The 13,693-nt window shown below is 70.9% G+C and carries 13 protein-coding genes; 11 read left to right on the forward strand and 2 right to left on the reverse strand.

Features of this window, described 5'->3' with window-relative positions; all coding sequences use genetic code 11:
• Positions 1-4 precede the first annotated feature (4 nt).
• The 9 genes from ABZ823_RS09070 to ABZ823_RS09110 all read left to right on the forward strand — a co-directional run bounded on the left by ABZ823_RS09070 (position 5) and on the right by ABZ823_RS09110 (position 7,426).
• Positions 5-607 (forward strand): riboflavin synthase, encoded by a 603-nt coding sequence (locus ABZ823_RS09070; RefSeq protein ID WP_361655835.1) that lies wholly within the window; start codon positions 5-7, stop codon positions 605-607.
• The gene (locus ABZ823_RS09075; RefSeq protein WP_361655838.1) at positions 604-1,248 is read left to right on the forward strand and encodes a nicotinamide mononucleotide transporter family protein; all 645 of its coding nucleotides are present in this window, start codon (positions 604-606) and stop codon (positions 1,246-1,248) included. Before ABZ823_RS09070 ends, ABZ823_RS09075 begins: the two co-directional genes overlap by 4 nt.
• Positions 1,245-2,615, forward strand: a complete 1,371-nt coding sequence (locus ABZ823_RS09080) for a bifunctional 3,4-dihydroxy-2-butanone-4-phosphate synthase/GTP cyclohydrolase II (RefSeq protein WP_361655841.1) — start codon at positions 1,245-1,247, stop codon at positions 2,613-2,615. Before ABZ823_RS09075 ends, ABZ823_RS09080 begins: the two co-directional genes overlap by 4 nt.
• 19 nt (positions 2,616-2,634) lie before the next feature.
• A complete protein-coding gene (ribH, locus tag ABZ823_RS09085; RefSeq protein WP_361655844.1) occupies positions 2,635-3,120 on the forward strand; it encodes a 6,7-dimethyl-8-ribityllumazine synthase in 486 nt (161 codons plus the stop codon).
• A gap of 34 nt (positions 3,121-3,154) precedes the next feature.
• Complete coding sequence (locus ABZ823_RS09090; protein ID WP_128789165.1) at positions 3,155-3,427, forward strand: phosphoribosyl-ATP diphosphatase; 273 nt, start codon at positions 3,155-3,157, stop codon at positions 3,425-3,427.
• Between the two features lie 48 nt (positions 3,428-3,475).
• A complete protein-coding gene (hisG, locus tag ABZ823_RS09095) occupies positions 3,476-4,324 on the forward strand; it encodes an ATP phosphoribosyltransferase (RefSeq protein ID WP_361655847.1) in 849 nt (282 codons plus the stop codon).
• Between the two features lie 14 nt (positions 4,325-4,338).
• Positions 4,339-4,794 (forward strand): PH domain-containing protein, encoded by a 456-nt coding sequence (locus tag ABZ823_RS09100; RefSeq protein ID WP_361655849.1) that lies wholly within the window; start codon positions 4,339-4,341, stop codon positions 4,792-4,794.
• 233 nt (positions 4,795-5,027) lie between these two features.
• Positions 5,028-6,359 (forward strand): hemolysin family protein, encoded by a 1,332-nt coding sequence (locus ABZ823_RS09105; protein ID WP_361655852.1) that lies wholly within the window; start codon positions 5,028-5,030, stop codon positions 6,357-6,359.
• Complete coding sequence (locus tag ABZ823_RS09110) at positions 6,356-7,426, forward strand: hemolysin family protein (RefSeq protein ID WP_361655854.1); 1,071 nt, start codon at positions 6,356-6,358, stop codon at positions 7,424-7,426. The genes ABZ823_RS09105 and ABZ823_RS09110 overlap by 4 nt, the downstream gene beginning before the upstream one ends.
• Before the next feature lie 100 nt (positions 7,427-7,526).
• On the opposite strand, the gene ABZ823_RS09115 is transcribed toward ABZ823_RS09110, so the two are convergent.
• Both ABZ823_RS09115 and ABZ823_RS09120 read right to left on the reverse strand, forming a co-directional pair.
• The gene (locus tag ABZ823_RS09115) at positions 7,527-9,386 is read right to left on the reverse strand and encodes an AAA family ATPase (protein ID WP_361655857.1); all 1,860 of its coding nucleotides are present in this window, start codon (positions 9,384-9,386) and stop codon (positions 7,527-7,529) included.
• Positions 9,387-9,852: 466 nt separating this feature from the next.
• A complete protein-coding gene (locus ABZ823_RS09120; protein ID WP_361655902.1) occupies positions 9,853-10,437 on the reverse strand; it encodes a hypothetical protein in 585 nt (194 codons plus the stop codon).
• A 220-nt stretch (positions 10,438-10,657) separates the two neighbouring features.
• Here ABZ823_RS09120 and ABZ823_RS09125 point away from each other — a divergent pair, with 220 nt between their 5' ends.
• Together ABZ823_RS09125 and ABZ823_RS09130 are read left to right on the forward strand one after the other, a co-directional pair.
• Positions 10,658-11,614, forward strand: coding sequence for a hypothetical protein (locus tag ABZ823_RS09125; protein ID WP_361655905.1), 957 nt, complete (start codon positions 10,658-10,660; stop codon positions 11,612-11,614).
• Positions 11,615-11,661: 47 nt separating this feature from the next.
• Entirely contained in the window at positions 11,662-13,203 is a 1,542-nt protein-coding gene (locus ABZ823_RS09130; protein ID WP_361655859.1) for an amino acid permease, read from the forward strand.
• Positions 13,204-13,693 lie beyond the last annotated feature (490 nt).

Below are 13,693 nucleotides of genomic sequence, written 5' to 3' on the forward strand. Positions count from 1 at the left end.
GGAAGTGTTCACCGGAATCGTCGAAGAGCTGGGTGAGGTCACCGCCGTCGAGAATCTCGGCGACTCCTCCCGCTTCCGGCTCCGTGGACCCGTCGTCACCGAGGGAGCCCGGCACGGAGACTCCATCGCCGTCAACGGCGTCTGTCTCACCGTCGTGGAGCACGAGGGCGACGAGTTCACCGCCGACGTCATGGCGGAGACCCTGGACCGCTCCAGCCTCGGCGCACTCACGGTCGGCTCCCGGGTCAACCTCGAACGCCCCACCGCCGTCGGCGCGCGCCTCGGCGGGCACATCGTGCAGGGCCACGTCGACGGCACGGGCACCGTGCTGGAGCGCCGCCCCTCCGAGAACTGGGAGATCGTCAAGGTCTCGCTCCCCGCGGGCCTTTCCCGCTACGTCGTGGAAAAGGGCTCCATCACCGTCGACGGCATCAGCCTCACGGTCGTCGAAGCGGGCCCGGACCACTTCACCGTCAGCCTCATCCCCACCACGCTCGCCCTGACCACGCTCGGCCTCAAGCAGCCCGGCGACCCGGTCAACCTCGAGGTCGACGTCGTCGCCAAGTATGTCGAGCGGCTGCTGGCGAACCAGGGGGCCGGCCGGTGAACTGGCTCAACTCCGAAGCCTTCGTCCTCTTCGGCCAGCACATCAAGTGGTCGGACATGATCGGCAACGTCATCGGCCTCATCGCCCTGGCGTTCGGCTGGCGGCGCTCCATATGGAGCTGGCCGATCCAGTTCCTGTCCGGCCTCATCCTCTTCGCGGCCTTCGCCACCGCCCATCTGTCCGGAAGCGCCGGCAAGCAGATCGTGGTCATGGTCGTCGCCGTCTACGGCTGGTGGCAGTGGAACCGCGGCAAGGAGCAGGCGGAGGACGGCCACATCGCGGTGCGGTTCGCCACCTGGCGCGAGCGCGGCGTCCTGGCCGGCGCCGCGGCCGCGGGCACGCTCGCCGTGGCGGGCCTGTTCACCGCCTTCCCGTCGCTGTCCTGGGACCCCTGGCCCGACGCCTACATCTTCGTCGGCACCATCGTCGCCATGTACGCCCAGGCGCGCGGCATGGTCGAGTTCTGGTTCGCCTGGCTGCTCGTCGACGCCGTCGGCGTCCCGCTCAACTTCGCCAACGGATTCGCCTTCTCCGGATTCGTCTACGTCATCTACGGCGCGCTCGTCCTGTGGGGCATGCGCGACTGGTGGCTGCGCTCCCGCAGGGCCGCGCGGCCCGTCCTGGAAGGAGCCCGCGCATGACGTCCCGCCCATCGTCCACCACCGCCCTGCCCGAAGCTCGCGAAGAGCAGAAGCCCTGGGGAGACGCCGATCGCGCCGCCGCCCCGAGGCCCGTTCCCTACAGCACCGACGCCATCGAGGACTTCACACTCGACCCGGTCGAGCGGGCCATCGCCGACATCGCGGCCGGGCGCCCGGTCGTGGTCGTCGACGACGAGAACCGGGAGAACGAGGGCGACCTGGTGATCGCCGCCGAGAAGGCCACCCCCGAGATCGTCGCCTTCATGATGAGCGAGTGCCGCGGCCTGATCTGCGCCCCCATGGAGGGCGAGGAACTCGACCGCCTCCAACTCCCCCAGATGGTCGACCACAACACCGAGTCGATGCGCACCGCGTTCACCGTGTCCGTCGACGCGAGCGGCGCCCACGGTGTGACCACCGGAATCTCCGCCGCCGACCGCGCCACCACCCTGCGGCTGCTGGCCGGGGGAGAGGCGGGCCCCGACGACTTCGTCCGCCCCGGCCACATCTTCCCGCTGCGCGCCAAGCCCGGCGGCGTCCTCGTCCGCGACGGCCACACGGAGGCCGCCGTCGACCTCGCCCGGCTCGCCGGCCTGCGCCCGGCCGGCGCGATCGTGGAGATCGCCGGCGAGGACGGCCACATGCTGCGCCTGCCCGAACTCGTCCCGTTCGCCCGCAAGCACGGCCTGACGATCATCTCGATCGAGGACCTCATCGCCTACCGCCGCACCTCCGAACCCACCGTCCGCCGCGAGGCCGAGGTCCACCTGCCGACCGTGTTCGGCACCTTCACGGCGTACGGCTACCGGTCGACCGTGGACGGCGTCGAGCATGTCGCCCTCGTCCACGGCGAGATCGGCGACGGCGAGGACGTCCTGGTCCGGATGCACTCCGAGTGCCTCACCGGCGATGTCTTCCACTCCCTGCGCTGCGACTGCGGCCCCCAGCTGGAGACGTCCCTGGAGCGCATCCAGGCCGAGGGCCGGGGCGTGGTGGTCTATCTGCGCGGCCACGAGGGGCGCGGCATCGGGCTGCTGTCCAAGCTGCGCGCCTACGAACTCCAGGAACGCGGCCGCGACACCCTGGACGCCAACCTGGAGCTGGGACTGCCCGCCGACGCCCGTGACTACGCCGCCGGCGCCCAGATCCTGGAGGACCTCGGCGTCCGCAGCCTGCGTCTGATGACCAACAACCCCGACAAGACCCACGCCTTGGTCCGGCACGGCCTCGAGGTCACCGAGCGGGAGCCGATGCCCGTACAGGCGGGCGAACACAACCTCCGCTACCTGCGCACCAAGCGGGACCGGATGGGGCACGACCTGCCGTGGCTGGACACGACCGCCGTGTCCGCCTGCGGCAACCAGTAACAGAGCACTGAGGAGAGACGTGAGCGGCAAGGGTGCACCGGAGCTGTCCGTACGCAACGTGAGCGACCTGCGGGTCGCCGTCATCGCGGCACAGTGGCACGACAAGGTGATGGACGGTCTGGTGGAGGGCGCCCTGCGCGCCCTGCGGGAGCTGGGGATCGACGAACCGACGCTGCTGCGGGTCCCCGGCAGCTTCGAGCTGCCGGTCGCCGCCAAGGTGCTCGCGGGCCGCGGCTACGACGCCATCGTCGCCCTCGGTGTCGTCATCCGAGGCGGCACCCCTCACTTCGACTATGTGTGCCAGGGCGTCACCCAGGGCCTCACCCAGGTGTCCGTCGAGACCGGCGTCCCCGTCGGCTTCGGGGTGCTGACCTGTGACACCGAGGAGCAGGCCCTGGACCGCGCCGGTCTGGAGGGATCCAGCGAGGACAAGGGCCACGAAGCCGTGACTGCGGCGGTGGCGACCGCGGCGACGCTCCGCTCCGTATCCGAGCCCTGGCACTGAGAGAGCGTCCGGAGCGCGTAGGGTTAGCACCACCATGTCCAAGAAGACGTTCGAGGAGCTCTTCACCGAGCTCCAGCACAAGGCCGCCCACGGCGATCCCGCCACCTCCCGTACCGCCGAGCTGGTGGGCAAGGGTGTCCATGCCATCGGCAAGAAGGTCGTCGAGGAGGCCGCCGAGGTCTGGATGGCCGCCGAGTACGAGGGCAAGGACGCGGCCGCCGAGGAGATCTCGCAGTTGCTGTACCACGTCCAGGTGATGATGGTGGCGCGCGGAATCTCCCTGGACGACGTCTACGCCCACCTCTGAGCAGATCCGCACACATTTCCGTACGAACGAGCAAAGGAAGCCGACCTCATGCTGCGCATCGCCGTCCCCAACAAGGGTTCACTGTCCGGCCCTGCGGCGGAGATGCTGCATGAGGCCGGCTATCAGCAGCGCCGGGAGTCCAAGGAGCTCAGGATCGTCGACCCGGAGAACGAGGTCGAGTTCTTCTACCTCCGCCCCCGCGACATCGCGATCTACGTCTCCTCCGGCCGCCTCGACATCGGCATCACCGGGCGGGACCTGCTCATCGACTCCGGCGCCAACGCCGAGGAGATCCTCCCCCTCGGCTTCGCCCGCTCGACCTTCCGCTTCGCCACCAAGCCCGGAACGGCGAACGGCGTCGAGGACCTCACGGGCACGACGGTCGCCACCTCCTACGAGGGCATCGTCGCCAAGCACCTCGCGGACCGCGGCATCGACGCCTCCGTCGTCCACCTGGACGGCGCCGTCGAGACCGCCATCGAACTCGGTGTCGCCGAGGTCATCGCGGACGTCGTCGAGACCGGCACCTCGCTGCGCAACGCGGGTCTGGAGGTCATCGGCGAGCCGATCATGAAGTCCGAGGCCGTCGTCGTCCGCCGCACCGGCGCCGACACCGAGGAACCCAAGGTCCAGCAGTTCCTGCGCCGCCTCCAGGGCGTACTCGTCGCGCGGACGTACGTGATGATGGACTACGACTGCCGTGTCGAGCAGCTGGAGAAGGCCGTCGCCCTGACCCCCGGCCTGGAGTCCCCGACCGTCTCCCCGCTGCACAACGAGGGCTGGGTCGCCGTCCGCGCCATGGTCCCGGCCAAGGAGGCCCAGCGGATCATGGACGACCTGTACGCGATCGGCGCCCGGGCCATCCTGACCACGGCGATCCACGCCTGCCGCCTGTGAGAGACCACACACCGATGTCGGACCTGCCCACCCTCCCCGTGACCTTCCGCCCCGCCACCACCCGGGTCGTGCTGGTGACCGCGGGGATGACGATATTCGCCGTCATCACCACGGTCGGCCTGCTGCTGGAGCCGCTCACCACCGGGGAGCGGCTCGGCTTCATCACCACGGCGGCCCTCCTGTGCGGGGTACTGCTGCTGTTCTCCCGGCCCAAGGTCGTCGCCGAGGAGTCCGGGGTCACCGTCGTGAACATCGCCAGCCGGCGCCGCCTCGACTGGGCGGAGATCCTCCAGGTCAACCTGCGTCCGGGTGATCCGTGGGTGTTCCTCGACCTGAGCGACGGCACCAGCCTGCCCGCCCTCGGCATCCAGCCGGGCATCGCCAGGCAGCGGGCGATCCAGGACGCGCGCACGCTGCGCGCGCTCGCCGAAGCCCGCTCCACGGCCGATCCCGAGCGACATCCGGGCTGACTCCGCCCGGCCGCCCTGACGCACAAGACGGAATGTTGATTAATCTGGTGGGGGAGGCGCTTCCGTTGCGCCTCCGCCCCTGAGGCTCCGCCCGGTGCTCAGGGGTTCCTGCTACCCGAGGAGTGACTCCCTCCGGCGATGGACGGATCGTCCTGTAGTACCTGCGCCGCCCCCTGCCGACATAGCGCGGACCGAATCCCTGAGGTCCGCGTCGACGCGGAGGCGGCGGCATCATGACCAACACCCTGCTGCTCCTCGGGGCGGCATTCCTGCTCATCCTGGCCAACGGATTCTTCGTCGCGGCCGAATTCGGACTGGTCACCGTCGAACGGCCCGATGCCGAGAAGGCCGCGGCCGAGGGCGACCGACGGGCCGGTACGGTCGTCGAGTCGCTCAAGGAGCTGTCCTTCCAGCTCTCCGGCACCCAGCTCGGCATCACCATCACCTCGCTCGTCGTCGGCATGCTCGCCGAACCGGCGCTCACCCAGGTGCTGCGCGGCCCCGTCGGCCTGACCGGCCTCCCCGAGGGCGCGGCGGACGGCATCGCCGTGGTCGTCGGCATGCTGCTGGCGTCCGCCGCGCAGATGGTGATCGGCGAGCTCGTGCCCAAGAACTGGGCGGTCTCCCGGCCGCTCCAGGTCGCACGCTTCGTCGCGGGCCCGCAGCATCAGTTCTCCCGGCTGTTCCGGCCCGTCATCGCGGCCCTCAACACGGTCGCCAACCGGCTGGTGCGCGCGCTCGGTGTCGAGCCCGCCGAGGAGCTGGCCTCCGCCCGCACGCCCGGGGAGCTGGTGTCCCTGGCCCGGCACTCGGCGCGGGCCGGGACGCTGGAACAGGACACGGCCGACCTGTTCGTACGCACGCTGTCCCTCGGCGAGCTGACCGCGCAGCACGTGATGACCCCACGGGTGAAGGTGAGCGCCCTTCAGTCGTCCGCCACGGCGCAGGACGTGGTCAACCTGACCCGGGCCACCGGCCTCTCCCGCTTCCCCGTCTACCGAGAGAAGATCGACGAGGTCGTCGGCATGGTGCATCTCAAGGACGCCCTCGCGGTGCCGGCGCACGAACGGCTGCGCACCCCTGTGACCCGCATCGCCCAGACGCCGCTGCTCGTCCCCGAGACACTGCCCGTGCAGCCCCTGCTGGAGCTGCTGCGCAGCCAGCAGCCCATCGCGGTCGTCGTCGACGAGTACGGCGGCACGGCAGGGGTCGTCACCCTGGAGGACATCGTCGAGGAACTCGTCGGCGAGGTGCGTGACGAGCACGACGGACAGGACCTGCCCGAGCTCGCCGCCGTGCCGCCCGAGGACGGGCGCCCCGCCTGGGAGGCCGACGGCAGCTGCCGGGTGGACACCCTGAAGCGGATAGGCCTGGAAGTGCCGGAGGGGCCGTACGAGACCGTCGCCGGGCTGGTCGCCGATCTGCTCGGCCGGATCCCGGCGCCCGGGGACCGGGCCGAGCTGCCCGGCTGGCGGCTCACGGTGCGCGAGGTGGGGCACTACCGCGCCGAGCGGGTCAGGCTCGTCGTGGACGCCCCCGCGCCGGCCGCGGAGGCGGTGCGATGAGCCTGCTGCAACTCCTGTTCGCGGCGCTGCTGGTGCTGGTGAACGGGTTCTTCGTCGGCGCCGAGTTCGCGCTTGTGTCCGTGCGGCGCAGTCAGATCGAGCCGCTCGGGACCGCACGGGCCCGGCAGGTGCTCTACGGTCTCGAACGGCTCCCGCAGATGATGGCCGCGGCCCAGTTCGGCATCACCGTCTGCTCCCTGACGCTGGGCGCGGTCGCCGAGCCGACGGTGGCGCATCTGCTTGAACCCGTGTTCGAGGCGGTGCGTCTGCCGGACGGGATGGTCCATCCGCTCGGCTATGTGATCGCGCTCGCCGCCGTCGTCTTCTTCCACCTGGTGATCGGCGAGATGGTGCCGAAGAACCTGGCGATGGCGGCACCGGAGAAGGCCGCGCTGTGGCTGAGCCCGGGGCTGGTGGGGTTCGCGCGGCTGTGCCGGCCGGTGACGGTCGCGTTGAGCGCCTGCGCCCGGGTGATCCTCAAGTCGTTCCGGGTGGAGCCGAAGGACGAGGTCGAGGCCGTCTTCACCAGCGAGCAGCTCAACCAGCTGGTGGAGGACTCCGGCCAGGCGGGCCTGCTCGACCCGGAGGAGCAGGAGCGGCTGGAGGACGCGTTGGAGCTGGGCTCGCGCCCGGTGACCGACGTGCTTCTCGATCCGGCGCTGCTGGTGACGGTGGAGCCCACGGTGACCCCGGGCGAGGTGGTGGCGCTCACCGCGCGCACCGGGTACTCCCGCTTCCCGGTGGTCGCACCGAACGGCGCCTTCATGGGCTATCTGCACGTCAAGGACGTCCTCGATCTGGAGGACTCCGAGCGGGCGGTGCCGCAGCGGCTCTGGCGCCCGATGACCACGCTCGCGGCCGAGCTGCCGCTCGACGACGCGCTCACGGTGATGCGCCGGGCCGCCACCCACCTCGCCCAGGTGGCCGACGGCTCCGGCAGGGTGCTCGGCCTGGTCGCCCTGGAGGACGTCCTGGAGCTCCTGGTGGGCGAGGTCAGGGACCCGGCCCATCGCGAGGCCCCGCCCCAGCCGCGCATGCCGGAAGATCGGGAAGCGGTACCGAGCTGACCGAGACCGGTTCACCCGCGCCCCGTGAGGGGGCGCGGGTGAACCGGGCATTCGAGATCCGCGGGCGAACCGGATTCGCGGGTGGACCGGGCGATCGAGGTCAGGGGCCCGACGGATCCTGAGGTCCCCGGCCCGACAGGACTTCCCCGTACGCCTGCATCAGATCCGGCAGCCGCAAAGTCGACAAGTCGTCCCGAGTCGGGGTCCCGGGATACCCGCTCAACCGAAGGTCCCGGTACGCACAGCTCTTCTCGTACAGCGTCCGCAGGAACCGCCCGTTGCCGAGCTCGTCGATCCATCCCTGGTCCACGACATGACCGGCGATGGAACGGAGCTCCTCCAAGGCCTCCTCGTCCCAGACATCGCCGTTCTCGGCGGCCAGGACCTCGCCGATCGCGGTCAGCTCCAGGGGGCGGTACGAGGGGAAGTCGACCCGGGTCGTGAAGCGGGAGGACAGGCCGGGGTTGGCGGCCAGGAGGCGGTCCATTCCCTCGGGATAGCCGGCCAGGATCACCACCAGGTGGTCGCGGTTGTCCTCCGCGCGCTTCAGCAGCACCTGAAGGGCCTCGTCGCCGTACGCGTCGCCCTTGCCGTAGCCCGAGTTGGACAGCGAGTACGCCTCGTCCACGAACAGGACGCCGCCGATCGCCGAGTCGATCAGTTCATTGGCCTTCACCGCGGTCTGACCCAGGTACTCGCCGACCAGGTCCGCCCGCTGGGCCTCCACGAGATGGTCGCCGCCGAGGAGGCCGAGCGCGTAGAAGACCCGGCCCAGGATGCGTGCCACCGTGGTCTTGCCGGTGCCCGAGGGTCCCGAGAAGACGAAGTGGCGCTTGGGCGGCTGCACGGGTAAGCCCTGGCCGGCCCGCAGCCTTGCCATGTTCAACTGCGCCGACAGGGCCTTCACCTGGCGCTTGACCGGCTCAAGGCCGACCATGCGCTCCAGCTCGGCGAGTGCCTCCTCCAGCAGTGCCGGATCGGTAGGGCCCGTCGGCAGGGGCGACGCCGGTACCGTCACCTTCTCGCGCACGAGGTCGTTCTGCGCCGGCAGCGCGCCCGTCGGCGGGAGGTCGGGCTCGGACAACTTCACCTCCCGGCTCTCGGTACCGAAGAACGGATCGAGACCGTCCGGACTCTCCAGCGCGTCGCCGCCCCCGGCGAGCGCCACGGCGGTGAGGTCGGTCGACTCGTCGTACCCGTCGCCCTCGGCGATCGCCGCGAGCCGCGCGGAGGTGTCCATGAACGCCGGGTCGACCCGGTGGACCGCCCGGTACAGGGGCAGGGCGGCCGCCGAACGGCCCGTGCCCTCGTGTGCCCGCGCCAGCCAGTACCGCAGCTCCTTGCGCTGCGGCTGCTCGCTGCGGCAGCGCATCAGCGCCGCGGACAGCAGCGGCTCGGCCTGTCCGTACGTCTCCAGGCGGACCCGGGCCATCCCGCCGAACAGTCCGGCCTCGATGCCCAGCATGGGGTCGTCGATCAGCGGGTCGGTGTGCCGGACCAGCTGCTCCCAGTCCTTGACGAGGTAGGCGCGGCAGGCGTGCAGAAAGCGGACCTGGGGGTCGGCGTCGACGGGCGGCAGCCCCGCCAGCGCCCGGTCCAGCTCCGGGACATGGCGGCCGTCCAGCCAGTGCGAGGCATGCGCGAGCAGCAGGTCCCGCGGGCTCTCCAGTACCGGTTGCACCCACCATCCCAGCCAGTACCAGGAGTTCAGAGTCCGCCGGTGCCGCGCCCGCTGTTCCCCGAAGCGGTCCCGGTGGCGGAACATCCGCAGCAGCGCGGTCGTCGTGTCGACGCGCAGCGCGTGCAGCCCGAGCCAGCCGTCGGCCATCCCGGGATCCATCCGGACCGCCACGCGGAACTCCTCCTCCGCCTGCGGATACGCGCCCATGGTGTAGGCGTCGACACCTCGCAGCCAGGCGAGGTCGGCCGGGGCCTCGGGGCCCCGCGAGCCGAAGTCCATCACGTCCCCCACAAACCGTGCCCCCGTTGGTTCACCGCCGGGCCCGTGCCCGTCGGCCGCTTTGCTCGAACCGCTGTACCGCGGACCGGAGTTGGAACGGTCAAGCAGCCGTCCGAAGGTCGCGTCGAGAGGCATCGTACCTGCGGGGGAGCGGCGCACCGAAGGGTGCCGCACAAGCCGTTCGGTGAGGTGGGGGCGGGCGGGGCGCGCCGTGCATGGTGACCGAGGGTGAGCGGATCACGCCTCGCGGCGCCCGGAAGCGGGGTCACAGGGCAGAACGAAGCCCCCGATCACGGGGGAACAACCGGGGGCTTCGCGTTTCTGGGGGCGGCTTCGAAACCGCACATTGAGAACGTAAGTCCTGCCCCGCCCCGGGGTCAAGCCGACGTGAAGCACTCAAAGAAGTTCGCCCGCAAGGGCCTTCACAAGTTCAGCACAACGGCGTGGGCTGGTCACTGACAGTGATCTATCGGTCCGGACAATGGGCCCCGGCGGGCCCTTGCAGCATCTGATAGCCCTTCGGCCTCTGCAGCACCAGGAGATGGGCGAACGGTCGCGACGGGTCCTCGGCGAAATGCCGCCGCTCCGCCGCGACCCATCCGGCCCAGAACGCGCTCTGCTCCCCGCCGTCCCGGAACCGCCCGCGCTCCCAGGCTTCCTCGCGCGGTGTCTCCATCCACAGCAGCCGTGCCAGATGTGGACGCAGCGCGCGGCGTCCGGCGCCCACCCCCTCGACGAGGATCACCTCGGCGGGCGGCAGCGAGCGGGCGGGGCCGAAGCTGCGGGTGCGCCACTCGTAGGGCCGGTAGCGCGCGGTCTGACCGCGGCCGAGCGGGGTGATCACCTCGTGCAGGAGCCGATCCGTCCAGGTGAACAGCTCCTCATGGGTGGCGATGTCGTCGAGGTGCAGTACTGGCGCGTTGTCCAGCGCGGCGGCCAACTGCCCGGCGAAGGTGGACTTCCCGGAGCCGGCGTGCCCGTCGACACCGATGAGGCGGACGGGGCCGCAGGAGGGCGGCAGCCGCCGCAGACGGGACGCGAGCGTGTGAATGGCGATTCCTGGACGGGAAGGAGTGTGGGCGTTTTCCGAACGAACATTTTACGCGAGCGGGCGGAGGTGGCCGGCCCCGGAAAATTAGTGCCGCGTTGAACTGTCCAGTGGTCAATCACCGAGACGGTCCAGGAGGCAGGAAACGGCATTCCGGTTGTGCCGCATGGTGAGTAAGGTGCTGCTGCGCAAGCGCAGGTCGTACGGGGACGGACAGGGGAGCATGGCCGCGGAGTTATTCGCAGGGCAGTACGTGTGGCATCCGGCGGCCGACGACCGCGAGCTGGCGAGCGTATGCGTGGAAGTGCGGGCCGGCCGCTATCTGGGCGCCCACGGACTGCTCGCCGAGACGCGCGACGACCCCGGACTGCGCGCCCACCGCTCCCTGGTCCTCGCCTCCGAGGCCGCCGACTCCGACCTGGCCGAACGCTGGCTCGCCGAGGAGCCCAGCCCCGAGGCCGCGTTGCTGTGGGCGCGCGTCGCCGTCCTGCGGGCACTGCGCGCCGTGGACGCCGGTGACGAGCGGGCCCGCCCGCTGGAGCGCATCGCCCTGAAGGCGTGCGCGCGCGCCACCGTCATGGCGCCGCACGACCCCACTCCCTGGGTGGCCAGGCTGGCGCTCGCGCGTCTGCACAAGATCAGAGAACCCGCCCCGCAGGGCCTGCTCACCGCGCCGCCGGGCCCCTGGCAGCTGTTCTCGCACATCCTGCGGCTCGAGCCCTTCCACCGCGAGGGCCACCACCGTTTCCTCGCCTATTTCTTCACCCGCCACCGCGGCTCGGCGAACGCCGCCTGGGACGTCGCCGCCTTCCTCAGCCAGCGGGCGCCCGCCACCTCACCCCTGCGACTGCTGCCCCTGGTCGCCCTCGTGGAGAGCTACAACCCGGCGCAGGCGCTCGCCGACCGCGTCTGGGAGCAGCCCCAGTGGCGCTCCACCGCGCTCGCGGCGTACCAGAACTGGCTGCCGGAGGTCGCCGGTTACCGCTTCACGCCGGTGCTCGACCTGGCGTACCTCGCGCACGCGCTGGTCATGGGCCAGTGCGTGTTCGAGGGGCGCGCCGTCCTGACGGCCATGGGGCCCTACGCCTCCCGTATGCCGTGGAGCGTCTTCGGGGAGCCCGAAGAACAGCTTTCGCGCGCCCGCCGGGCCTGCGGACTGCCCGCGCCGGGAGCTGCCTGACCCGTCTGTCCGCCCACGGCCAACCCCCCACACAGAAAGGTCCGGTTGTGTCAGAACGGATGTCGATGCCCCGTACGAGACGACGTGCGGGCCGGGATACCGTCGCGATCGACGACGACGCGACCCTGCACGCGATGGGATACCCACGGAAACTCACCAGGAGGTTCCAGGCCTTCGACAATTTCGCCATATCCTTCACCATCATCAACATTCTCTCCGGAATATTCTCCTCATTCGGCTTCGGTATGAACGCGGGCGGCCCGCGCGTTCTCGTCTTCGGCTGGATCGGCGTCTCCGTCATGGTGCTTTTCATCGGCGCCGCGATGGCGGAGGTGGCGTCCGCCTATCCGACGAGCGGGGCCCTGTATTTCTCCGCCGGTAAACTCGCCCGACGGCACAGGGGAGCCTGGTCCTGGTACACCGGCTGGCTCAACTTCGTGGGCCAGGTGGGCGGCACCGCGGCCACCGGATACGCGGCCGCCACGTTCATCCAGGCCTTCCTCGCCCTCCAGTGGCCCTCCTACCGGCCGACCGCGCACCAGACCGTGCTGATCACCGCACTGATCATCGTGCTCCAGGGGCTGGCCAACACCTACACCGTGCGTCTTGTCGCGGTCCTCAACAGGATCTCCGTGTGGTGGCTGCTGATCGGGCTGGTGGTGATCGTGGGCGCACTGGTCGTCGGCCCGGACGAGCACCGGCCGGCTTCCTTCGTGACGGATTTCGTGAACAACACGGGATTCACCAACGCGCTCTACGGAGGCATGCTCGGGCTGCTCGTCGCCAGCTGGACCTTCACCGGCTTCGACGGCAGCTTCCACATGTCCGAGGAAACGGTCCGGGCGACGGTCAACGCTCCCCGGGGTATCACCCGCGCCATCTCCTGGTCGGCGGCCACCGGACTGGTCCTCATGCTGGCCCTGGTGTACAGCATCGGCGACTACGCCAAGGTGGCCGGCTCCGCGGCGCCGCCCGTCCAGATCCTCATCGACGGGGTGGGCACGGGCCCGGCGAAGGCCCTGCTGCTGATCGTCATCGGCGCCATGCTCTTCTGCGGGCTGGCCAACCTGACCAGCAACACCCGGCAGATCTTCGCCTTCTCCCGGGACGGCGCGATGCCGGGTTCCCACTGGTGGCACTCCGTCTCGCCGCGCACCCGTACGCCGGTCAAGGCGGTGTGGCTCGCGGTCGCCTGCTCGCTCGCCCTGGTGCTGCCCGGCTGGTGGTCGCACACCGCCTTCACCGCGATCGTCAGCGTCAACGTCGTGGGGCTCTTCCTCGCCTACGCCGTGCCGATCTTCCTGCGGCTCCGGCTCGGCGCCGACTTCCGCCCGGGGCCCTGGCACCTCGGACGCTGGAGCCGGCCCGTCGGGGTGGTCGCCGTCCTCTGGATCATGCTCAGCAGCGCGCTGTTCATGCTGCCCCAGGCGTCGCCGATCACCATCGACTCCTTCAACTACGCACCGATCGCCCTGGCGGTCGTGCTGGTGGTCGCCACGGTGTGGTGGTTCGCCACCGCGCGCCGTCGCTTCCGGGGGCCGGTGAGCTACGGCCGCCCGGACGAGGTGGCGGCGATGGACCTGGTCTGAGGCGATGGACCTGGTTCGAGGGGCCACCGCCGCCCCGGGACCGCGGTCGACGGGGAACGCATGGCGCATACCGCGCCGGGCGTTCCCCGTCGGGCGCGGCGGGTGCACGGCGCATGCATGCCCCGGCGCGCGGACGCCGCGCCCGGCGCCACGGCGTCCGCGTGCCGGGCGCGGCGGCCCCGGTCCTGCCGGTGGTAGGGACCAATAGTGGTGGACACGCCGTGGGCCGAAGCGGTGGCGGACGGCCGGGACGGCCGCCATAGTTGGCGCACACCGTGCGTCTGAACCATCGCTTCAGGACACCTGGGGGTCATCCACCGATGAGCAGAGCTTCAGAGCCGTCCCGCAGAACCGTCCTCGCCGCGGCGGTCGCCGTAGCCACGGCGACCGCCCCGCCCGCGCCCCCCGCGGCCCGGGCCGCCCCCGCCGCCCGGCCGGCGGCGGGAAACCCCCCGTCCGGGGGGGACCCCGCGTGGTCCGCGTGGCCCCG

Origin of the sequence: Streptomyces sp. NPDC047079 (assembly GCF_040643755.1) — a bacterium.
Taxonomy (GTDB): Bacteria; Actinomycetota; Actinomycetes; order Streptomycetales; family Streptomycetaceae; genus Streptomyces.